This is a genomic window from Rhizobium sp. 57MFTsu3.2, assembly GCF_012932765.1.
GTDB classification, from domain to species: domain Bacteria; phylum Pseudomonadota; class Alphaproteobacteria; order Rhizobiales; family Rhizobiaceae; genus Rhizobium; species Rhizobium altiplani.
The window spans coordinates 228,998-249,315 of sequence record NZ_JDWI01000001.1 but is presented as its reverse complement, the minus strand read 5'-3'; the positions used below and the strand labels follow the sequence as shown (position 1 = coordinate 249,315).

Below are 20,318 nucleotides of genomic sequence, written 5' to 3'. Positions count from 1 at the left end.
TCAGGCAATGAGGGGCGCGGCGGCAGCCTTCAGCGTCTTCAACGCGTCCTTCGGGTCCAGCCGAACCTGCAGGCCGCGTTGCCCGCCGTTGATGTAGACCTGCGCCTCCGTCAGCGCTGTTTCCTCGATTGCTGTCGGGACGAGCTTCTTCTGGCCGAACGGGCTGATGCCGCCGACGCGGTAGCCAGTCAGGCGCTCGGCATCGGCGGGCTTCATCATGTTGGCGGACTTTCCGCCGAAGGCGCTTGCGAGCTTCTTCATGCTGACTTCACGATCCGACGGCACGACGACGCAGACCGCTTTGCCGTCGACCTCCGCCATCAGCGTCTTCAACACGCGATGCGGCTCCTCGCCAAGCGCTTCTGCCGCCTGCAGGCCAACGCGCTCCGCATTCGGATCATAGTCGTAGGTATGGACCGTGAAGGCAATTCCGGCTTGGCTCAGAACCTGCGTGGCGCGTGTGGTTTTCGACATCGATCAGGCCTTGAAGAAGCTGCCGTAGATCTCGGGCTTGAAGCCGATGAGCAACTTGCCGTCTGCCTCGACAACCGGCCGCTTGATCATCGATGGCTGCTCCAGCATCAGCGAGATCGCCTTGCCCTCGTCGAGATTTTCGCGCTCGGCCTCGGGCAGCTTCCGAAAGGTCGTGCCTGTTCGGTTGAGCACCGTTTCCCACCCGGCTTCCTTCGTCCAGGCCTGCAGATGCGCGCGATCGATCCCGACAGCCTTGTAGTCATGGAACTGGTAGGCGACGTCATGCTCTTCCAGCCAGGTTCGGGCCCTCTTCATGGTGTCGCAGTTCTTGATGCCGTAGATGGTGACGGTCACTTAGTCCTCCAGCGTTCCAGGCTTGCGTGTTGCCTTGCTGGCGGTCTTGCAAGCAATCTTCATCAGGTCGGCGCGCCGGCGAACCAGCCGTTCGGAGCTGCGCGTCACGATCAGGCCGGCCTGTGGTGCACAAATCTCGATGCTGCCGTCAGCCATGCCGGGGCGGGTGATCAACGTGGCAAGCACATCGCCTTCGCCAACCCATTCGCCGATGTTGCGTTGGAAGAGAACCGTGCCGGCCTCCGGCGCGCGGACCACCTCGATATTGTCGAGCGGGACAGCAGGGCCATCGAAAGCGGGCAGCGAGACCGGGGCATCGATTGCGCCGCGGCTTGCCAGGAATTTCCACAATCCCTCGGCATCCTTCTTCGCCATCTCGGGATAGACGTCACGCCGGCCGCGAAGCTCAACGGTGACAGACAGCTTGCCGGGCAGGCGCGATTGTCTCTCTGGAGTCTCGTATTTCCAGGCAAAACCGACGGCCTCCTCGAAGGCGGAACTCTCGCCATCGGAGAGAAGAACGGCTTCCATCGCCATCGCAGAGGCCAGATCGGCCGCCTCCGGCCAGAATGCCTCGTCGATATAGGCATATTGCAGGGATTCATCATCGCAATGCAGATCGATCACCAGATCGCAGCCGAGCGCCATATGCAGCAGCTGGCACTTCAGTTTCTCGACGGCCGAACGGCGCTCGAGGTCCTCAAGCAACCCGTCGCGATCTTTCACCGAGATCAGCGGAAACTCCCTGTTGAAATTGGTGCGCGATCCAAGATCGAAGCGGCCCTGAAGTTCGCCGAAATGCGACTGGGCCGCCCCGATCGGATTGGCATGCGGGACGACGATGAAGTCGCTCTTGATCTGACCGGCGTTTTCCGACTGGCGCAGTCTTTCACACAGGAAGTGAACCAACGCCGTGCCCGGCAGCTCGTTGGCGTGGAGAGCCGCCTGAATGTAGACCTTCGGTGCCTTGGGATCGCTGCCATTGAAATGAAGAACCGGCAAACGCCACTCGATACCCGCCGTGTCACCGGCAATAATGATCTCGGACGTGTTCATGTCGTTCTCCGCTTGATGCCTTGTCGCAGGAGCTTTAAGCGAGTTCGATAGCCGGAGGCAAGGTGTTATCCGCGCGCATGAAGCGGCCAGCGCCCGAGCTCTTCGTAGCCTGCTTGACCCCGGCGATTGTGCAGCAGAACGAATTCGCGCGCAGCCATCACGACCGGCCTCTGCAGGGCGATCCGCGGCACCAAGTCCTTGTCGTAGAGGAGCGCGGCGTGAGGTTGAAAGTTCGGGTTCAGATTGGCGTCTGCGCCCAACCGGTGCATCTCGATCGCGATTTGCACATGCAGTTGCCGTAACAGTTCCCGTCCGCCATTGCCGGCGAGTACGATCGCGTTGTCCTGCGGCAGCAGGAAGGTGATGCTATGGTCGAAGACGAGCTCGAACTGACACGCCTCGATCGCCGTTTCTGCCTGGCGTGCCGCCGCGATGACCCCCCTCGGGAATGCGGGCGCTCTTGCCGACACAATAGAGCGAGACATGCACGGCCGCCGGCGGACGCGGCGATGCGAGGGGGAGGTGTTCCCGCTGTAGCCACTGCTGGATCGACCCGCATTCGTCGAGCGATTGCGGATCCGACAATATCGCAAAGAAAAGACTCTCTCTGGCGAAGCGCGATGGTTGTTGGCGCGTCTTCGGCGAAGCGAAATCGAAAGATGCCTGCTAACATTTGATCTTGAAATGGTAAGAACAAAAAGAGAACATACGGGCGAGCGATCGACCGGAGCAAGCTCGTGCGACGCAAGAAACGGGTTGAATTCGGGCCGCGACGGCACGATCTTCGGAGAAGAGCAGCAGGGAGGCAATGACCCATGCAACAGGCAATGCATCACTATCTGATTTTCGAGACGAGCGGTGGCTTCTGCGGCATCGCCTGGAATGATGTCGGCATTACGCGGTTTCAGCTGCCGACGTCGAGTGCCGACGCAACCGAGCGATTGCTCCTTCGCCGCATTCCCGGCGCCGAGCCGGCGAAGCCGACGGTTGCCGTTGCCGAAGCTGTTGCCGCAGTGAAGCGCTATTTCAGCGGAGAGCCGACGGACTTCTCAACCGTGAAGGTCGATCTCGCTGGTCAGGATGCCTTCTTCCGGCAGGTTTACGATGCTGCCCGCCAGATCGGCTGGGGCCACACGACCACCTACGGTGCGCTCGCGAAACAACTCGGCGTAGGGCCGGAGGCCGCCCGCGACGTCGGCCAGGCGATGGCTAAAAATCCGGTCGCCTTGATCATCCCCTGCCATCGCGTGCTAGCGGCCGGAAACAAGATCGGAGGATTCTCCGCGCCCGGCGGCTCAACGTCCAAGCAGAGGATGTTGGAGCTCGAAGGCGTTAGCCTGGCGTCGCCAAAGCCGGTGCAGCAGTCACTTGATTTCTGATGGATGTCGCCTCGATTGAGGCGACTCTCAAATCATTCCCACTCGATGGTTCCGGGCGGTTTAGAGGTCACATCATACACGACACGATTGATGCCGCGCACCTCGTTGATGATGCGGGTTGCGGCGCGGCCGAGGAATTCCATGTCGTAGTGATAGAAATCCGCAGTCATGCCGTCGACGGACGTCACGGCGCGGAGCGCGCAGACGAACTCGTAAGTGCGGCCGTCGCCCATGACGCCGACGGTCTGGACAGGCAGCAGCACGGCGAAGGCCTGCCAGATGGCGTCGTAGAGGCCGGCCTTGCGGATCTCGTCAAGATAGATGGCGTCGGCTTCGCGGAGAATCTCCAGCTTTTCGCGGGTGATGCCACCCGGGCAGCGGATCGCGAGACCCGGACCCGGGAAGGGGTGGCGGCCGATGAACGAGTCGGGCAGGCCGAGCTCCTTGCCAAGCACGCGCACTTCGTCCTTGAAGAGTTCGCGCAGCGGCTCGACGAGCTGCATGTTCATGCGCTCGGGAAGGCCGCCGACATTGTGGTGCGACTTGATCGTCACCGACGGTCCGCCGGTGAAGGAAACGCTTTCGATCACATCAGGATAGAGCGTGCCCTGGCCGAGGAAGTCGGCGCCGCCGAGCTTCTTGGCCTCTTCCTCGAAGGTCTCGATGAACAGGCGACCGATGATCTTGCGCTTGGTCTCTGGATCGGAAACACCCTCGAGCTCGCCGATGAACTTGTCGGATGCGTCGACGTGGATGAGGTGCAGATTGTAGTGTTCGCGGAACATGGCGACGACGTTGGCCGCCTCGTCCTTGCGCATCAGTCCGTGGTCGACGAGCACGCACGTGAGCTTGTCGCCGATCGCTTCGTGGATCAGTAGTGCTGCGACCGAGCTGTCGACGCCGCCCGAAAGGGCGCAGAGGACACGCTTGTCGCCGACCTGCTCGCGGATCGCTTCGACCGCCTTCTGGCGATAGGCCGACATCGACCAGTCACCTTTGATGCCGGCGATGTTGTGAATGAAGTTGCCGATCAGCTTGGCGCCATCGGGCGTGTGCACGACTTCCGGGTGGAACTGCACGCCATAATATTTGCGCTTCTCGTCGGCGATGAAGGCGTAAGGCGCGTTCGGCGAAGTCGCGACGACCTTGAAGCCTTCAGGCAGCGCCGTCACGCGGTCGCCATGGCTCATCCAGACCTGATGGCGGGAGCCCTTCGACCAGAGGCCTTCGAACAGTTGGTTGTCTTCGTCGACTTCGAGGAAGGCGCGACCGAATTCGCGGTGATGACCGCTCTCGACCTTGCCGCCGAGCTGCATGCACATCGTCTGCTGGCCGTAGCAGATGCCGAAAACGGGCAGGCCGCTGTCGAAGATGATCTGGGGCGCGCGGGGCGAGCCTTCATCAACCGTCGAGGCCGGGCTGCCGGACAGGATCACGGCTTTCGGCTGCAGGCGCTTGAAGCCTTCTTCGGCGGACTGGAAGGGAACGATCTCGCAGTAGACACCCGTTTCGCGCACGCGGCGTGCGATCAGCTGGGTTACCTGGCTGCCGAAATCGACGATGAGGACGCTGTCTGGATGTGCTGTCTGGGTCATGGCGAGCCTTTAATGAAAAGCACCCGGTCTTGCAATGCGCGAAATCCCCCGGCCGAGGATTTTATTGTGCTGATTGTCCCTATCCCGCAGGGGTTAGAACCAGAATACGCCGTCTTCCAGCGCCGTAAACAGGCTGTCGACGGCATAGGAAAGCTTGCGGTCGATGACATGCAGGTATTCTGTCCAGCCGGAGATGTGCTGCAACTCTTCGACACCGTCGGAAATCCCGCGCAGGCCGATCAGCGGCAGTTCGTAAGCCTGGCAGGCGCGCAGGATTGCGAAGGTCTCCATGTCGACCATATCGGCGGCGATACCATTATAGGCCTGCCCGGACACGACGTTGCCGCCGGTCGACAGGCTTGCCTCCGGAATGCCTGGGATTCTAAGCGGCAGGTCGATGGTGGCAGGGAGATCGAGGAACGGCGTGCGCCCCTTCTCGAAACCGAGTGGCGATGCATCCATGTCGCGATAGGATACGGAGGTGGCCTGATAGACCTCGGTCTGCTCGAGCTTTGCCGAGCCCGCCGAGCCGAGCGAAACGACGAGGTCGGGCAACTCATCGGCCTGCGCTAGTTGCGCCAGCGCCCGGGTGAGGACGATTGCGGCCTCGACGGGACCGACCCCCGTCATCAGCGGCTCGAAGCGGGAGCGTAGGAACGGACCGTACTCGGCCTCCGCCGCCATCACGAAGAGAATGGATTTGCCGGCGACCGATTTCAGCTCAAACTTCATCCCGAAATGCCCTCTCTGCCACGGATGATCATCATGGTGCTTGTCATGGAAGCGATCAGCTTTGCCGGTCCGTCGCCGATCGCATAGCCGCGCCCGTCCGCAACGATGATGTTCGATCCCGGCTTGGTGATTTCGCCCCTGAAGAGGAAGCGATCGCCACGGCCTGGCGACAGCAGGTTGACCTTGAATTCGATCGTCAGAACGGACGCCTCGGCGTCGATGACGCTGTAGGCCGCCAAGCCGCAAGCGGAATCGAGGGCAGCGGAGATCACACCGGCATGCAGAATTCCGTGCTGCTGGGTGAGCTTGACGTCGAAAGGCAGTTCGATCTCCACCAACCCCCGCCCGACGCGGGTCAGTTCGGCGCCGAGCGTATGCAACGCCGCCTGGCGGGTAAAGTTCTGGCGGATTCGCTCGTGGAAATCGCCGCTGTCGTTGTCGGTCATCATCGCGCCTTTCTTGCGATCGCGAAAGTGGCATGCTGCGCCGCATCAGACAAGCGCTTCCCGGAAATCTGTTGGCAGAGTGCTCCCGTGCCATGCGGTCGCTTGTCTGACGCGCATGCACGTGCCCGGCGTAAAGATTGGATTCAGTCTTTTTTGGTAAATCTCCGTTAGCCATTGCTTTTCGATGGGTCCCTGGCGGCAGCGAATCTGTCGTCGACAATTGTTTTGCGTGCGGGTTCTTATGCGTCTATTGGCTGCGCCAGCTTTCTTCCTTGCTTGTCTCGCCTTGTCGGGCTGCACGTCCAGTTTGGGACCGGACAGCCTCGTCGCGGGAATCCCGTCGCGGGAGACGACCAGCTCGGTCGCACGCCCAATCGCGCCCGTGCCGGCCAGCGTCATGCCGGTGAGCCCTGTTCCCTCAGCTGATGTCGCCGAGGCGCCAACGCCAGCCGCGCCGCAACAGGAGGAATTGGCCTGGGCCGGCCCGGTGCCTCAGCCGCAAGCCTTCACACAACAGGCCGGAGTGGCCACCGCTCCCGTGCCGTCGGAAAGGCCGATGGCAACGGCAGTGCCAGCCGTCCTGACGCCCGCAGCGCCCGAAATTGACGAGACGCCGCGCACACGTTCGCGGGTCTACAGTCATCGTTTCCGCGACGTCAAACCGATCAATTTCGGCTCTTCCTCGCCCAGAAAGCTTGCCGTCCATGGCGTCGACGTTTCGCGCTGGCAGGGCGACATCGACTGGGACAAGCTGAGAACGCAGGGTGCGAATTTCGTCTACATCAAGGCGACCGACGGCGGTGACCATCTCGATCCGATGTTCCGGAAGAACTGGCGCGACGCCAAGCAAGCTGGGATGAGGCGGGGCGCCTATCACTTCTTCTATTGGTGCCGCACCGCGGGCGAACAGGCGGACTGGTTCATCCGCAACGTTCCCCGCGAAGCCGGGGCTCTGCCACCGGTCATCGACGTCGAATGGAACGGCGAGTCGAGCTGCAAGCGGCGGGTCTCGCCCGAGAAGGTTCGCGAGAAGATGCAGGTCTTCATGGACAAGCTCGAGCAGCACTATGGCCAGCGGCCGATCATCTACACCGCGCCGGACTTCTATCGCGACAACCTCAAGGGCGCCTTCCTGAACTATCCCTTCTGGCTGCGTTCGGTTGCAGCCCACCCGTCGAAGGTTTATCCCGGACGCCGGTGGGTATTCTGGCAGTATTCGGGCTCCGGCATCTCGCACGGCGTTGATGGCCGCATTGACCTGAATGTGTTCCACGGCAGCGAAGCCGACTGGCACGACTGGGTCGCCAGATCGGACTGAGGTGCTGCTCGTCTCGCCCGCGCGAAACAACCGGGAGGTTCGCCATGGCAGAGGTTGTGCTGTTTCACCACGCGCTTGGATTGACGCGAGGCGTCATCGCTTTTGCTGGCGATCTGCGGGCCGCCGGGCACGTCGTACATACGCCTGACCTGGTTGCCGGCCGGACGTTCGACACGCTGGAGCAGGGCGTGCAGCACGCCCAGGAGACCGGCTTCGGCGAGATCATCCAACGTGGAGCCCGCGCCGTGGATGGCCTTGCAGCCGATCTCGTCTATGTCGGGTTTTCCCTGGGAGTGCTCCCGGCACAATATCTGGCTCAGACGCGTGCCGGTGCGCGGGGTGCGATCTTCCTTCACGCCTGCTTGCCGCGTTCGGAATTCGGCTCGGCCTGGCCGAAAGGCTTGCGGGCTGAGATCCATGCCATGGACGCCGACCCGTTCTTCGTTGGAGACGGTGATATCGAGGCGGCGAAGGCGTTGGTTGCCGAGTCGGCGGATGTCAGGCTTTTCCTCTATCGGGGGGACGCGCATCTTTTTTCCGATCGGTCGCTCGCCGCCTTCGATCCAGCGGCGGCAGCCGTTCTCGAACGGCGCGTGCTCGATTTTCTCGCTGATAGCTAGTTCAAATAGACGATCGCGGCGTTGAGCAAGGTCGCGAAGCCAACCCAGGCTGCATAGGGCACGAAGAGCAGGGCGGCGGTCCGATCCGAATTCCAGCGGTTTGCGGCAAAGCCGAGGATCAGTCCGAGCAACAGCACAATGACGACGAGCGAGGCCGACAGCATTCGCAGGCCGAAGAAGAACGGCGACCATAGAAAGTTCAGCACCATCTGCCAGGCCCAGATAAGCATGCCGACAGACAGATGCCCGCGCAACCACGTCCGTGCCCCGGCAATACCAATCAAAACATAGAGGGTGAGCCAGACAGGTCCGAATATCCAATCAGGTGGATTGAACGGCGGCTTGGCGAGAGATTGATACCATTCCTCCGGCAGATTGTTGACGCCGATGGCGAGCCCCCCGCCGAGTGCGATGGCGACGAAGACGACGTAGGTCAGGGCTTTGCTCATTCGCCGGAAATAGGGCGGCTGGACTCTCCAGCCAGATCGCTAGCGATCTTTTGCGCACAATTCAGACGGCCGCAATGCGCACGATGTGCTGGTCCCAGGTAACGTCGCTCTGCGTCGACAAAAATCCGCCTTCATAGGATGACACGGCAAAGCCGGCCTTGGCTGCGGCAATCCCTGCCGCATCCGGCACAATCTCTTCACGAAGCACGCGTCCGCTCTTCGCATCGATTGTCACGGACGCGCCGCCCTTGGGAGACGTGACGCCGACGAGCCCTTCACCGCGATTGATTGCGATCGCGCCGACATAGTTGGCAAGCCGGCGCGTCGTCTCCTCCGGCAGATCGACGAAGCGCAGGTCTTCGCCTTTGGCAAAGGAGCCGACGAGCGGCGGCAGGTCGTTGCGGTGCCCTTCATACTGGCAGGCAAACCAGATGCGGCCCCTCGCGTCGACATCGACGTGTCGGGTGGAGAGCTGCGCCCACTGCGATGGGAGGGAGTGCTTTTCGATCAGGGCTCCGGTTGCCGCATCGATCAGCGTCAGCGAAGGCTGCATATTGGAGAGGTTGAGCTTGGCGCGGCCGAAATCCGGATGCGTTTCAATGCCGCCATTGGCAACGATCAGCATGCGCCCGTCGTCGGACACGGTCATGTCATGCGGACCGACACCGTAGGTCTCGAACTCTCCTATGCGCTCAAAACGCCCGGTCGCATCGTAGAGGCCGATCATGCCGCGGTTGGCGTCGAAGGCGTTCTCGCTGGCATAGAGAATCCGGCCGTCCGGCGAGAAGGCGCCATGGCCATAGAAGTGGCGCCCCTCGGCGGCTGCAATGGTGATCGGCTCGTTTTTGCCGCGGGGATCGAAGATCATCGCATAGGTGCCGGGGCGGCGCGCAAAGGCGACGGTTTTTCCCGTCGCGTTGCTGAAGGCCATGCCATGGGCGCGTGCCGGAAGGGCGATTTGATCGACGATCTCGCCGCGCTCCGTGACCGTCGCAACGGCGTAGGATCCGTTCGCGGTCCGCATCCCTGACGCATAGATCGCATCCGCGCGCTCAAGTGCCATGAGCGCTCGCGGCTGTAGGGCAGCCAGGAAAGTCAGCCCGGCCGCCTTGACGAAACTGCGCCGATCGATCGCGGAGCTATTCCACATGGGTTCAGTCGCCGTCCGAGAAGGAGAAGCCCGCTGAAAGGCCGATTGCCGCGCCATAGTCATCGCTGATCTTGGTGATCAGCTCACGCGTGCTGACCAGAAGAGCATCGAGCTTTGCCCTCTCGGCGTCGCTTGTTGCAACTTCGATATCGGGGTTGAGCTTCTGCAACGCCTCAAGCAGCGACTTCAAATTGGCATCGATCGTGTCGGCGATCGGTTTCTTGTCGGCTGGCAAGAGCTCGGCCATTCCGGCTTTTTGCCAGAGTGTGCGAAGTCCCTCGACGTTGGCCGTCATCGACTTCCAGGTGTTCCCGGAGCGCCAGTAGATCGCCATGCGTGGACGAGGCGTGGCGTCCTTGCCCTTGTAGAACTGCTCGAGCCGTTGATCGCGAACGGTCTCCGCGCCATGAACGAGGATGCCGAGCAAAGCGGTTATGGCCTCCTTGTTGTCCATGAAGTCTTCGCTTTGCGGGCCGGGATGCTTCCAGCTTCCCTGCACGCCGTCGGGCTTTTCCCAGGCCGCGACGACCTCGCCCGCCTCACGCTGGATGTTACCGGCAATCGCAGCGCCGTAGAGGCATCGGAAGCTGTTCTTCTGCGTCGTCAGGTCTTCCGAACCGGTGCCGTGGAGCACGTATTCGAGCGCAGTCAGCCCCTGCAGCGCGACGCTCTTGCCGGCGATTGCATCGACAGTCGTATCCTTGGGATCGGCTCTGGCGATCAGAGCCTGAACCTGCTTCAGGGCGACGCCCTTGCGATCGGGGTAGAACAGGATGTGCTCGAAGAGATTGTCCTGTATCACTGGTCCAGTCTGAACGATTTCAATGACCGACCAATAGCGGATCATGTCGTCGAGTGCTGACCGCGCCTTGTCCAGCTTCTGCTGCGTCGCGTCCTCGCAGAGGTCCTTCATCGCCGTTGTCAGGCGTGCTGCCGATTGCTGGGCATTGCGATAGCCTGGGCGGATCACCTCATCGACCGCCCGCTGCATGACTCCGGAGACCGCCTCCTCGTTCAGACCGGCTTGCGGTGCGGGAGGAGTCTGGGCGAAGGCAGAAGTAGCAAGGACAAGGGAGAGGACAAGAGGTTGCCAAAGGCGCATCAAAGGGACTCCAGGAATGTAATCAGTGCCTGCCGGTCATCCCCGGGCAGGGATGCGAAAGCGTCACGCGCCTTTTCAGCCTCGCCGCCATGCCAGAGAATCGCTTCGGTGAGATTTCTGGCGCGGCCGTCGTGGAGGAAAAAGCTGTGCCCGCTGACAGTCTGGGTCAGACCTATACCCCATAGCGGCGGCGTGCGCCATTCACGTCCGTTCGCGCTCCCGACTTGTTGTCCGTCCGCGAGACCCTCGCCCATGTCGTGCAGCAGGAAGTCGGAATAGGGCCAGATCAGCTGGAAGGCTTGAGCCTTGTCGGCGCTGTCGCGCCGCGTGACGAACTTCGGCACGTGGCAGGAAATGCAGCCGCTTTGGTAGAAGATTTTCTTGCCCTGAAGGGTCGCGGGGAAGCTCGCCTTGCGGCGGGCAGGAACGGCAAGGTTGGCCGAATAGAAGGTGACGAGGTCGAGGATCGGGCCGGGGGCCTCCTCCTTGCCAAGGCGCTTCTGCACGCCGGTCGGCATCTTCCCGCACTTGGCTTCGGCTTCTGTGCAATCGCCATGCGGGTCGGGTCGGTCCGGCGTCGAAATGCCAATGTCATTGGAGAAGGCATCCGCGCTCTGGTCGCGCACGCTCGCATTCTGTGCCTTCCAACCGAAGCGCCCGAGCGCAACTTTGCCGGTGCGATGGTCGCGTACGATGGCCGCCTTGCCGTGGATGCCGTCGCCGTCCGCATCGTCCGGATCGGCGTGGGCAAGGATGTCCGCTTCAGGGATGGCCTCGATCAGCCCGAGCCCGATCATCGCCGGCGCAACGCGCGGCGAGATCGTCGTTGTTGGGTCGAGTGGCCCATAGCCGAGGTCGGTCACTTCGTATGTCGGACGGCGGAGCGAGATGGTCTCGCCGTCGCCGAGCGTCACGGGCTCCTCGGTGTAGCGGATAGCCATCTTGCCCTCTGAGGGAAGCCCTGGAACCGCAAGATCCTGCAACTGGTGGCCGTAGATTGGGTCCGGGAAATTGACGACTTCGGCGCTGGCAATCGCCCGCTGCTCATCAGGCGTTGTCGCCCGGCGCGACAGGCGCAGGAACATCGAGGTGGCACTGACGCCACCTTCCGGCGGCTTGCCGCGGCCGTCGTTCAAGTGGCAACTCATGCAGGAGCGGGCATTGAAGAGTGGCCCCAGACCATCTGAGGCCTGCGTCGAGGAAGGGGCGGAGACCCAGAGCTTCTTGAAAAGGGCATTTCCGAGCCGGAACGGCTGTTCTTCTTCAAAGGGGATTGTCGCCGAGATATGCGAAAAGGAATCCTGCGTGACCGGATCGATGGAGGTGGCGCCGCCGGCCTGCATCGCTTCGTATTGCTCGGCCTTGGAAAAATCCGTGGTCGGCCGCGTGACATCGGCGACGCGCTTCATATCCGCGTCGGAAAGGTCGCGTCGTTTCGTCGGAAGATCGAACCCGGATGCCAGCGCAACGGAGAATCCGGCAATCGCGGCGCAAAATGCTGCGCAACTGAGAAGACGACGAGCCGGTCTGGGAGGCATTCGAGAGTTTCGGGCCGCTGCGTCGAACGAAGCGGCCCGCCTTTTCACTTATTGGAAGACCGCGCCAGGATTATCCAAGCTGTCGGAACCTTCAAGCTTCACCGTGCCGAGATCGAGTGCGGCAATAACGCGCTGCACCGTCTTGGTCTGGTCGACGAGACCGTCGATGGCGGCCTGAACGACGGCGTTGCCCTTCTTGTTGCCTTCGCCGATCATCTGGTCGTACTTCTCGACGTTCAGACCGCGCTTCGCCATGACATTCATTGCCTTGAGCGTCGCGTCGAGTTTGGCCCGCATTTCCTTGTCGAGCTTCTCGTCCTTGTCTGCGACGAGATCGTGCAGCGACGGTCCCTTCATCTTCGTGCCGTCGACGCGGGTGTAGTCGCCCGTGTAGGCAGCGGCGATGCCGATCGCGTCGTTGAGGTGCGAATTGAAGGTGTTGTCCGAGAAGCAATCATGCTCTTCTTCCGGATCGTGCAGCAGCAGGCCGAGCTTCATGCGCTCGCCGGCCAGTTCACCGTAGGAGAGGGAGCCCATTCCGGTCAGAATGGCAACGAGACCGGCTTTCGGATCGGCTTCGACATGCTTGGTGGCTTCGCCCTCCGGAGCCCAGTTGTTGGTCATTTCCTGAAGGTCGGAGACCAGCAGCGTCGAGGCGGACTTCAGATATTCGGCACGGCGATCGCAATTGCCGTGCGTGCAATTCTTCAGGTCGTAGTCCGTGGCAGGGCGGTTGCCAGCTCCGGGACCGGTGCCGTTCAGGTCCTGGCCCCAGAGCAGGAATTCGATGGCATGATAGCCCGTTGCGACGTTGGCTTCGACGCCGCCGGCTTCGGCCAGCGTGCCGGACAGGAATTCAGGAGTCAGCTTGGACGCGTCGACATCCTTGCCGTCGATCTTGATCGTCTTGTTGGCGATGACATTGGCGACGTAGAGCGCGTTCTCGTCGCTCTCGGTGCCGTAGGACGCATCGACGTAATCGATCAGGCCTTCGTCGAGGGGCCAGGCGTTGACCTTGCCTTCCCAGTCGTCAACGATCGGGTTGCCGAAGCGATAGACTTCCGTCTGCTGGTAAGGGATGCGTGCCTTGATCCACGCGGCGCGGGCAGCCTTCAATGTCTTGTCGGTCGGGTCCTTGAGCAGGGCGTCGATTGCCGCGTCGAGGGCCTTGGCCGTCGTCAGCGAGTCTTCGTATTTGGCATGCGCAACGTCGGCGTAGTGTTTTACAACTGCAGCAGCATCCGGGGCCGCGTAAGCGGGAATGGCCAGCAGAGCGGCTGGGGCCAGCGCCAGCGCCACGGCTGCGCGGAAATTCTTGTTGAGTTTCATGATCCTCTCCTGTGCGGACTTTCCGTCTGAGGTCCGACGAAAAATCTCTTCGCCCAAAAGCAAACTGGTGTCAAACACTCTAGTTTGGAATGATTTTAAGTGTATTCGCGCGGTCTGACGAACCTCTTGTTGTTTTGACACCCCCTGCTTCTCCGTCATTCCGGCCTTGAGCCGGAATCCAGCCCGCCGCGCGTCTGCGGGGCTGAAGAGTTTTTCGCGATCAAGGACTTGATCGCGCTGGATACCGGCTCGAGGCCGGTATGACGGCGATGGGTATCTCGCCCTCAGAAAATCAATTGAGTTGACGGCTTTGTCAGAAGTCTGCCGGCTGAGCGAGGGCTCAGCCTTTCCTCTGCATGCGGCAGAAGAAGAAACCGTCCGTATCGGTGGAGGCGGGTGTCAGCGTGATGGTCTTGCCGTCGGACGAACGAGGACGTGGGCTGTCCTTTCCGAACAGTCCATCCCACGCAGGCAGGGCGCTGACAATCTCGTAGTCGCCGTTTTCTGCGGTGAAACGCCGGACCTGCTCCTCGTTTTCCTGCGGCAGCACCGAGCAGGTCACGTAGATCAGTTCTCCGCCCGGACGGACAAAGGCGCTCGCCTGCTTGAGCGCGTCCTGCTGCTGGGTCGTGCGCTCGTCGAGGTTCTTCGCGGTCAGGCGCCACTTGGTGTCGGGCCGCCGCCGCCAGGTCCCGGTTCCCGTGCATGGCGCATCGACGAGCACCTTGTCGCAGCGATCGCTCAGGCTCTTCAGAGCCTTGGCGTCATCGTGCACCTGGACATTGCGCGTTCCGGCACGCTTCAGCCGTTCGATGATCGGCGCGAGCCGCTTGCGGTCGGCATCATAGGCGTGAACCTGGCCCTTGTTGTGCATCGCCGCCGACATGGCGAGCGTCTTGCCGCCACCACCGGCACAGTAGTCGAGAACCTGTTCGCCGTCTTTTGGGAGCACGAGATCGGCAACGATCTGCGACCCCTCGTCCTGCACTTCGAACCAGCCTTTCTGGAACGAAAGCTCGGCGGTCACGTTTGGCAGCCTTGAGGCGCCTTCGCCGGCGGGAATCCGGATGCCGTAACGCGCGATCGCCGCCTCTTGTGCGCCGGCTCTTTCGAGCGCCTTGACTGTCTTGTCGCGGGTCGCCTTCAGGATGTTGGCGCGCAGATCGAGGGTCGGACGCCCGGCGAGGGCCTGCGCCTCGACGATCCAGTGATCGTTGAAGGCGCTTTCAAACGAGGGCTGGACCCATTCGGGAATATCGCCCTGGATGTGAGCGGGCGCGTCGGCCAGCTGGCGGCTGTTGAAAGCGGAAAGCTGAGCTTGCGAAAGCGGGCTTGGTGCGAACTTGTCGTCTGCGAGTTCCGCGGCGAGGCTTTCTGGCGTGAAACCCCACTGCCGGAACATCACGGCGTGGGCGATAGCGGATGCGCTGTCATCGTCCATCAGCCAGGCGTGGGAGAGGCGCATGCGAAGGGCATCGTAGACGATATTGCCGATCGCGGCGCGATCGCCCGATCCGGCAAACCGATGGGCAAGACCCCAGTCCTTCAATGCATCGGCGACAGGCCGTCTGCGGGCATCGATATCTGCAAGAACCGAAATCGCCCCTTCGAGCCGACCGCCCAACCGCATTCAAACAGCTCCTATCGCCTGGATCAAAATACCGGGCTTGTGAACAATCCGCAGGAAGCGCGACAGACGCAGCGGATAGTACACAAGTCTAGACCGCGTCGTAGACGCGATTGGCGGCAAGAGCAAGCGACCCGTTCGTGTACGGGCGAACGCTTAGCCTATGACTTCGTAGCAGACCTTTGCCGTGCCACTGCTGACCATGCCAATGTTCTGGGCGGCAGCGCGGGAGAGATCGAGGACGCGGCCGCGAATGAATGGGCCACGATCATTGACGCGGACGACGACGCTGCGTCCGTTTTTGCTGTTGGTAACTTTCAGCTTCGTGCCAAATGCCAGCGAACGATGTGCTGCAGTATTGATGGTCGGGTTCATACGTTCCCCGGAGGCGGTTTTGGAGCGAAGTGCGTACCATGAAGCGCCACCGCAACCATTTGCAGCAAATCCTTCAACGGGAAGGATAGTAGAGCAAGCTGCAATTGTTGCTGCGGCGATGACAGAACGGCAGATTTTCTTCAAAACGGATTGTCCCCTCAATTGTTGAACTCACGCCTTGTGGGCGGTGGGAGGGTTGAATCCGGCCAAGTGTGGCGAAAAAGTGCCCCCAATTATCACGGAATATTACAAAGTGTAATATACGTGATGGCTAGATGCGCGGCATGTGCGCCACAGAAAATCGAATGATTGGGAAAAAAGATAATGAAATCAAGTAAAATTAGAACGTTTTTTGCAAGGCCTGATCCACGCAACCAAAGATCACAAAATTAACGAAAATAATTTTGCGCGATTGCCATAATTAGTGCCTCATTTGCGCAAATTCAGAGGCCGTTAACCATAATCAGGCGCTATATTATATGCGCCGAATGCAGGAAGTAGAAATTTCCTACCCTGAAACCGCGCTATTTGTGATCGACAAATACAATCGCAAGACGAAAAGTCTGCCGCCCGCTCTCGCCCCGCAGGCAAGTCGTGATATGCAAGTCGACGGAAGTCGCTGCGGCATAGCATAAAAAACGCCCCGAGCGTGTCCAAAACGGTGACATTCAAACGTCTTTAGCTTGCAAGCGCGCAAGCAGTGCGCGCCTCGTTCAAATTGGGCAGGGAGGCTGCGAAATCATGAGCATACCTTATCGTTGGATCATTGTTTCTGCCGGGGCGTTGATGACCTGCGTTGCACTCGGCGCGATGTTCTCCCTGGCAATCTTCCAGGAGCCAATCGCGACCGAGACCGGCTGGTCGCACGCTGGCATTGCGAGCGCGATGACACTTAATTTCATTGTCATGGGGATTGGCGGTTTCCTGTGGGGCACTGCGAGCGATCGCTTCGGCGCGCGGGTTGTCGTTCTGATCGGTGCTGCCGGCCTTGGCCTGGCCCTTGTGTTGGCAAGCCGCGCGGAATCGCTTCTGCAGTTTCAGCTGACCTACGGGATTTTGGTCGGGCTTGCCGCCAGCACCTTCTTCGCGCCAATGATCGCGACGACGACCGGGTGGTTCGAGGAGAACCGCAGCCTCGCCGTCTCCCTGGTCTCTGCCGGCATGGGTGTCGCGCCCATGACGATCTCACCTTTCGCACGCTGGCTCATTTCTGCCTATGATTGGCGAACCGCGATGCTGCTGATCGGCATCACTGCCTGGGTCCTGCTGCTTCCGGCAGCCTTGCTGGTTCGGCGCCCGCCGGCAGAGGCAGGGGACGGCGCGACCGCCACTGCAACAAGCGGGGAACAACCTTCGCTCTCGCGGGTGTTCCGATCGCCACAATTCATTGTGTTGGGGCTGACGTTCTTCGCCTGCTGCGCTGCGCATTCCGGTCCGATCTTTCACATGGTCAGTTACGCGACGATCTGCGGCATAGCGCCAATGGCCGCAGTCAGCATCTATAGCGTCGAGGGACTTGCGGGGCTCGGCGGCCGGCTTCTCTATGGCGGGCTGGCCGACAGGGTCGGGGTGAAGCCGGTCCTCGTCGCCGGTTTGCTCGTCCAGGCGATTGCGCTTGCGACCTACCTCTTCGTCAGCAGGCTCGGCGAATTCTACGCCCTCGCCATTATCTTCGGCAGCGCCTATGGCGGCGTGATGCCGCTCTATGCTGTTCTGGCGCGAGAATATTTCGGGCCACGCATCATCGGTACGGTGTTCGGCGCGGCGACGATGCTCTCCAGCCTCGGGATGGCCTTCGGTCCTCTTATCGGCGGATGGATCTTCGACACCTTTGACAACTACTCGTGGCTCTTCATCGGATCCGCTCTGGTCGGGCTCGGCGCAGCCGCAATAGCCCTCGCATTCCCGCCGCTCGCACGGGTAAAGGCCGAGCCGGCGCTCGGCGTCTCGATTTGAGGCGTCGCTATCCTCGCCAGCTGTTGCTCTGCATCAGCTGCGCGAGCGAGGCGGGATAGGTCGGGAAGGCGAAGATAAAGCCCGCCGCCTTCAGCTTGGCGTTCGAGACCCGCTTGTTCTCGCCGTAGAAGGACCGCGCCATCGGGGTGAGCTCGGCAGTTTCGAATGGCTGCTCCGGCGGCGGCTCGACGCCCAGCAGCCGGGCTGCTTCGACGATGACGTCCTGAGGCGGGCCGGGCAGATCGTCGGTCACATTATATATGCCGCCGAGCCCACGGTCGGCGAGGAACCGCGTCGCCGCGCCGATATCCTCAACCCGGATCCGGTTGAAAACCTGATCCTTCTTGATCAATCGCCGTGCGGTACCGCGTTCCAGATTGCAAAGGGCATTGCGGCCTGGCCCGTAGATACCGGAGAGGCGGAGAACCGCCGCCGGAACATTGATGGCGGCGCCGATGGCCATCCAGCCGTCTTCTGCTTCCAGCCGCTCCTTCGAGCGGCCGGAAACCGGCGTGCAGGGCATTTCTTCGGTGACCCAATTTCCCTTGTGATCGCCATAGACGCCGACCGTCGAGAGATAGCCGATCCACTGGAGCTTGGGCATCATCTCCTTCAGACGGTCGCCAGCGAGCCTGATCAGCGCATCACCATTATCGCGCGGCGCAATGGATTGGACGAGATGGGTCGCGCCCCGCATCGCCTCGCTCAATTTCTCGTCCAGCACGTCGCCGTCAAACACGAAAGCGTCGATGCCCTGGCCACGCAGGGCAGCTGCCTTGTCTTCCGAGCGCGTCGTACCGGAGACACGCGCGCCGTCCGCCATGAAAGCCTTGGCGATCGCCGTGCCCGAATAGCCGCAGCCGAAAATCATCACTTGCATCAAACTGCTCCCGCCAGGCGCCATTCACTCAGGACATCGCTATCCGACTCATCTGGCCTTTGTGCCGCAAAGGCAGAAAATTCGCCAGCCTCGAGAAGGCGCGACATGGCCCAAATTGCCATGCCGCGTACGACCGGGGAGGGATCCTCTGACAGTTTCCGACACTGCTCGACAAATCGGCGATCGTTCGAATTGCCGGCGGCAATGAGCACATTGCGGATGAACCGATCGCGGCCGATACGCTTGACGGGCGAGCCGCTGAAGAATGTGCGAAAGGCGGCATCATCGAGGCCGAGCAGATACTCGATCGATGGCTCCTTCAAGTCCTCCCGGGCCTGCAGCTTCATCTCGGAGGCCTCATGGGCAAATTTGTTCCATGGGCAGGCGGCGAGACAGTCGTCGCAGCCATAGATCCGGTTGCCGATCAGGGACCGCAACGCCGGGTCGATCGGCCCCTTGTGCTCGATGGTCAGGTAGGAGACGCAGCGCCGTGCGTCGATCTGGTAGGGACCGGGAAAGGCCTTCGTCGGGCAGATATCGAGACAGGCGCGGCAGGAGCCACAGTGGTCAATCTCCGGCGCGTCGATGTTCAGATCCGCGGTCGTGAACATCGAGCCGAGGAAAAGCCATGATCCGTGCTCGCGGCTGACGAGGTTCGTATGCTTGCCCTGCCAGCCGAGGCCGGCCGCTGCCGCGAGCGGTTTTTCCATCACCGGAGCCGTGTCGACAAAGACCTTCACATCCGCCCCGGCGCGCGCCGCAAAGCGTGTTGCGATCTCCTTCAATCGCCCCTTGATGATGTCGTGATAGTCGCGATTGCGCGCGTAGACCGAGATTGCAGCCTTGCCGGGTTTTGTCAGAATCTCGCGCGGATCTTCATCCGGTCCGTAATTGAGGCCGAAGACGACGATCGACCGGACGTCGCTCCAGAGCGTGCGTGGATCGCCGCGCCTGTCGCGGGTCTCCGCCATCCACTCCATCGTTCCATGCCGCCCGGCGTCAATGAATTCGCCGAGCCGCTCCTTGGCTTCCGGTATGGCGTCGGGTCGCGTGATGCGACAGAGGTCGAAACCCAAGGCCTTCGCCTCCGACCGAACGAAGGCGGTGAGGGTATCGCGGCGTTTCTGGTCCTTGTTTTCCATGGCCATTGAAGGCCCTCGTCAGAAATCCAGGTCGGCGTAGTGCGAAACCGGGGTCAGGCCCCGCACGCGCTCGGTGAGCAACGGCCGGAAGGATGGACGCGACTTCAGGCGCTGATACCACTCCTTGACAAGAGGAGCTTCCGACCAGTCGATTTCACCGAGATAGTCGAGAATGGAAACGGCCGAGGCAGCAGCGAGATCTGCATAACTCATGCGGTCGCCGGCCAGCCACTGTCGGGAGCCGGCAAGCCAGCCCAGATATTTCATGTGCTGGCGGATATTCGCCCGCGCCGTGCGGAGGATCTTGGAATCAGGCGCGCCGCCGCCCTGGTCCGCCGTCATCTGCAGCTTGTAGACCCGCTCGCGGGCGAGCGGCTTGGTCACGTCTGTTTCCATCTTCTGCATGAACCATTCCGTCAGCCGGCGAATCTCGGCGCGCTGGAATGGATCTTCCGCCAGGAGCCGGCGATCACGCTTGAGCACGCCGTGCGTCTCGTCGAGATACTCGGAGATCACAGCCGCGCCGCACAACGCCCGCATGCTGTCATCGACATAAACCGGCAAGGTTCCGGCCGGGTTGAGCGCGAGGAAATCCCGGCGCTTTTCCCAGGTCTGCTCCTCGATCAGGTCCGCCTGATAGCCGTACTCCGTCAGGATCAGCCGAACGAAGCGTGATGCGGATGACATGGGATGATGATAGAGCGTGGGCATTGATTCTCGGATTTTTTGAGGTGTGTGGCATGTTGCGGGAGCGCGATGATCATAGCGCCCTAGTCATGACTTATTCGTTGAAGCT

At 61.4% G+C, this 20,318-nt stretch carries 21 protein-coding genes; 4 read left to right on the top strand and 17 right to left on the bottom strand.

Annotated features, from left to right (window positions below):
* The 4 genes from ybaK to AF71_RS01210 form a co-directional block, all read right to left on the bottom strand.
* On the bottom strand, window positions 1-474 hold the full coding sequence (ybaK, locus tag AF71_RS01225) for a Cys-tRNA(Pro) deacylase (protein ID WP_169679346.1): 474 nt from the start codon (window positions 472-474) through the stop codon (window positions 1-3).
* A gap of 3 nt (window positions 475-477) precedes the next feature.
* Window positions 478-828, bottom strand: a complete 351-nt coding sequence (locus AF71_RS01220; protein ID WP_169679343.1) for an ArsC family reductase — start codon at window positions 826-828, stop codon at window positions 478-480.
* Window positions 829-1,884: a succinylglutamate desuccinylase/aspartoacylase family protein gene (locus tag AF71_RS01215; protein ID WP_169679340.1), complete on the bottom strand. Its 1,056-nt coding sequence runs from the start codon at window positions 1,882-1,884 to the stop codon at window positions 829-831.
* Between the two features lie 65 nt (window positions 1,885-1,949).
* Complete coding sequence (locus tag AF71_RS01210; RefSeq protein WP_246733554.1) at window positions 1,950-2,369, bottom strand: 2'-5' RNA ligase; 420 nt, start codon at window positions 2,367-2,369, stop codon at window positions 1,950-1,952.
* A gap of 330 nt (window positions 2,370-2,699) precedes the next feature.
* Between AF71_RS01210 and AF71_RS01205 the strand changes: the two genes are divergently transcribed.
* A complete protein-coding gene (locus AF71_RS01205; protein ID WP_169679337.1) occupies window positions 2,700-3,263 on the top strand; it encodes a methylated-DNA--[protein]-cysteine S-methyltransferase in 564 nt (187 codons plus the stop codon).
* Window positions 3,264-3,295: 32 nt separating this feature from the next.
* Here the strand turns inward: AF71_RS01205 and guaA are convergent, their stop codons facing one another.
* The 3 genes from guaA to AF71_RS01190 all read right to left on the bottom strand — a co-directional run bounded on the left by guaA (window position 3,296) and on the right by AF71_RS01190 (window position 6,036).
* Window positions 3,296-4,858 (bottom strand): glutamine-hydrolyzing GMP synthase, encoded by a 1,563-nt coding sequence (gene guaA / locus AF71_RS01200; protein ID WP_018855201.1) that lies wholly within the window; start codon window positions 4,856-4,858, stop codon window positions 3,296-3,298.
* Between the two features lie 93 nt (window positions 4,859-4,951).
* A complete protein-coding gene (locus AF71_RS01195; protein ID WP_062371429.1) occupies window positions 4,952-5,590 on the bottom strand; it encodes a 5'-methylthioadenosine/S-adenosylhomocysteine nucleosidase in 639 nt (212 codons plus the stop codon).
* Complete coding sequence (locus tag AF71_RS01190; protein ID WP_025658634.1) at window positions 5,587-6,036, bottom strand: PaaI family thioesterase; 450 nt, start codon at window positions 6,034-6,036, stop codon at window positions 5,587-5,589. Before AF71_RS01190 ends, AF71_RS01195 begins: the two co-directional genes overlap by 4 nt.
* Window positions 6,037-6,277: 241 nt before the next feature.
* Between AF71_RS01190 and AF71_RS01185 the strand changes: the two genes are divergently transcribed.
* Together AF71_RS01185 and AF71_RS01180 are read left to right on the top strand one after the other, a co-directional pair.
* Window positions 6,278-7,354 (top strand): GH25 family lysozyme, encoded by a 1,077-nt coding sequence (locus AF71_RS01185; protein WP_169679334.1) that lies wholly within the window; start codon window positions 6,278-6,280, stop codon window positions 7,352-7,354.
* Between the two features lie 44 nt (window positions 7,355-7,398).
* Window positions 7,399-7,974, top strand: coding sequence for a dienelactone hydrolase family protein (locus tag AF71_RS01180; RefSeq protein ID WP_169679331.1), 576 nt, complete (start codon window positions 7,399-7,401; stop codon window positions 7,972-7,974).
* On the opposite strand, the gene AF71_RS01175 is transcribed toward AF71_RS01180, so the two are convergent.
* From AF71_RS01175 to AF71_RS01145, 7 genes are all read right to left on the bottom strand, one after another.
* Complete coding sequence (locus AF71_RS01175) at window positions 7,971-8,423, bottom strand: TspO/MBR family protein (protein WP_169679328.1); 453 nt, start codon at window positions 8,421-8,423, stop codon at window positions 7,971-7,973. The two genes, AF71_RS01180 and AF71_RS01175, sit on opposite strands and share 4 nt — an antisense overlap.
* Before the next feature lie 61 nt (window positions 8,424-8,484).
* Window positions 8,485-9,573 (bottom strand): DUF1513 domain-containing protein, encoded by a 1,089-nt coding sequence (locus tag AF71_RS01170; protein ID WP_169679325.1) that lies wholly within the window; start codon window positions 9,571-9,573, stop codon window positions 8,485-8,487.
* A gap of 4 nt (window positions 9,574-9,577) precedes the next feature.
* Window positions 9,578-10,675 (bottom strand): imelysin family protein, encoded by a 1,098-nt coding sequence (locus AF71_RS01165; RefSeq protein ID WP_169679323.1) that lies wholly within the window; start codon window positions 10,673-10,675, stop codon window positions 9,578-9,580.
* A complete protein-coding gene (locus AF71_RS01160) occupies window positions 10,675-12,213 on the bottom strand; it encodes a di-heme oxidoredictase family protein (protein WP_169679320.1) in 1,539 nt (512 codons plus the stop codon). Before AF71_RS01160 ends, AF71_RS01165 begins: the two co-directional genes overlap by 1 nt.
* Before the next feature lie 48 nt (window positions 12,214-12,261).
* On the bottom strand, window positions 12,262-13,542 hold the full coding sequence (locus AF71_RS01155) for an imelysin family protein (protein WP_113470527.1): 1,281 nt from the start codon (window positions 13,540-13,542) through the stop codon (window positions 12,262-12,264).
* 340 nt (window positions 13,543-13,882) lie between these two features.
* Window positions 13,883-15,172 (bottom strand): RsmB/NOP family class I SAM-dependent RNA methyltransferase, encoded by a 1,290-nt coding sequence (locus AF71_RS01150; RefSeq protein WP_169679317.1) that lies wholly within the window; start codon window positions 15,170-15,172, stop codon window positions 13,883-13,885.
* A 153-nt stretch (window positions 15,173-15,325) separates the two neighbouring features.
* Window positions 15,326-15,688: a septal ring lytic transglycosylase RlpA family protein gene (locus AF71_RS01145; RefSeq protein ID WP_018116842.1), complete on the bottom strand. Its 363-nt coding sequence runs from the start codon at window positions 15,686-15,688 to the stop codon at window positions 15,326-15,328.
* A gap of 597 nt (window positions 15,689-16,285) precedes the next feature.
* Between AF71_RS01145 and AF71_RS01140 the strand changes: the two genes are divergently transcribed.
* Complete coding sequence (locus tag AF71_RS01140) at window positions 16,286-17,500, top strand: MFS transporter (protein WP_062371411.1); 1,215 nt, start codon at window positions 16,286-16,288, stop codon at window positions 17,498-17,500.
* Window positions 17,501-17,507: 7 nt separating this feature from the next.
* Here AF71_RS01140 and AF71_RS01135 read toward each other — a convergent pair whose 3' ends face one another.
* The 3 genes from AF71_RS01135 to AF71_RS01125 are packed head-to-tail and all read right to left on the bottom strand — an operon-like array spanning window position 17,508 to window position 20,233.
* The gene (locus tag AF71_RS01135; protein ID WP_018116840.1) at window positions 17,508-18,380 is read right to left on the bottom strand and encodes an SDR family oxidoreductase; all 873 of its coding nucleotides are present in this window, start codon (window positions 18,378-18,380) and stop codon (window positions 17,508-17,510) included.
* Window positions 18,380-19,528: a tRNA epoxyqueuosine(34) reductase QueG gene (queG, locus tag AF71_RS01130; RefSeq protein WP_169679314.1), complete on the bottom strand. Its 1,149-nt coding sequence runs from the start codon at window positions 19,526-19,528 to the stop codon at window positions 18,380-18,382. Before queG ends, AF71_RS01135 begins: the two co-directional genes overlap by 1 nt.
* 12 nt (window positions 19,529-19,540) lie before the next feature.
* The gene (locus tag AF71_RS01125) at window positions 19,541-20,233 is read right to left on the bottom strand and encodes a glutathione S-transferase family protein (RefSeq protein ID WP_018116838.1); all 693 of its coding nucleotides are present in this window, start codon (window positions 20,231-20,233) and stop codon (window positions 19,541-19,543) included.
* Window positions 20,234-20,318: the final 85 nt, after the last annotated feature.

Excerpts from the sequence above, each read along its gene's own strand:
- AF71_RS01125 (WP_018116838.1), bottom strand. The coding sequence starts at position 20,233 with ATGCCCACGCTCTATCATCATCCCATGTCATCCGCATCACGCTTCGTT.
- AF71_RS01180 (WP_169679331.1), top strand. The coding sequence starts at position 7,399 with ATGGCAGAGGTTGTGCTGTTTCACCACGCGCTTGGATTGACGCGAGGC.
- AF71_RS01195 (WP_062371429.1), bottom strand. The coding sequence starts at position 5,590 with ATGAAGTTTGAGCTGAAATCGGTCGCCGGCAAATCCATTCTCTTCGTG.
- guaA (WP_018855201.1), bottom strand. The coding sequence starts at position 4,858 with ATGACCCAGACAGCACATCCAGACAGCGTCCTCATCGTCGATTTCGGC.
- AF71_RS01185 (WP_169679334.1), top strand. The coding sequence starts at position 6,278 with ATGCGTCTATTGGCTGCGCCAGCTTTCTTCCTTGCTTGTCTCGCCTTG.
- AF71_RS01215 (WP_169679340.1), bottom strand. The coding sequence starts at position 1,884 with ATGAACACGTCCGAGATCATTATTGCCGGTGACACGGCGGGTATCGAG.
- AF71_RS01205 (WP_169679337.1), top strand. The coding sequence starts at position 2,700 with ATGCAACAGGCAATGCATCACTATCTGATTTTCGAGACGAGCGGTGGC.
- AF71_RS01135 (WP_018116840.1), bottom strand. The coding sequence starts at position 18,380 with ATGCAAGTGATGATTTTCGGCTGCGGCTATTCGGGCACGGCGATCGCC.
- AF71_RS01150 (WP_169679317.1), bottom strand. The coding sequence starts at position 15,172 with ATGCGGTTGGGCGGTCGGCTCGAAGGGGCGATTTCGGTTCTTGCAGAT.
- AF71_RS01165 (WP_169679323.1), bottom strand. The coding sequence starts at position 10,675 with ATGCGCCTTTGGCAACCTCTTGTCCTCTCCCTTGTCCTTGCTACTTCT.
- AF71_RS01140 (WP_062371411.1), top strand. The coding sequence starts at position 16,286 with ATGAGCATACCTTATCGTTGGATCATTGTTTCTGCCGGGGCGTTGATG.
- AF71_RS01175 (WP_169679328.1), bottom strand. The coding sequence starts at position 8,423 with ATGAGCAAAGCCCTGACCTACGTCGTCTTCGTCGCCATCGCACTCGGC.
- AF71_RS01160 (WP_169679320.1), bottom strand. The coding sequence starts at position 12,213 with ATGCCTCCCAGACCGGCTCGTCGTCTTCTCAGTTGCGCAGCATTTTGC.
- AF71_RS01170 (WP_169679325.1), bottom strand. The coding sequence starts at position 9,573 with ATGTGGAATAGCTCCGCGATCGATCGGCGCAGTTTCGTCAAGGCGGCC.
- queG (WP_169679314.1), bottom strand. The coding sequence starts at position 19,528 with ATGGCCATGGAAAACAAGGACCAGAAACGCCGCGATACCCTCACCGCC.
- AF71_RS01155 (WP_113470527.1), bottom strand. The coding sequence starts at position 13,542 with ATGAAACTCAACAAGAATTTCCGCGCAGCCGTGGCGCTGGCGCTGGCC.
- AF71_RS01190 (WP_025658634.1), bottom strand. The coding sequence starts at position 6,036 with ATGACCGACAACGACAGCGGCGATTTCCACGAGCGAATCCGCCAGAAC.
- ybaK (WP_169679346.1), bottom strand. The coding sequence starts at position 474 with ATGTCGAAAACCACACGCGCCACGCAGGTTCTGAGCCAAGCCGGAATT.
- AF71_RS01210 (WP_246733554.1), bottom strand. The coding sequence starts at position 2,369 with ATGTCTCGCTCTATTGTGTCGGCAAGAGCGCCCGCATTCCCGAGGGGG.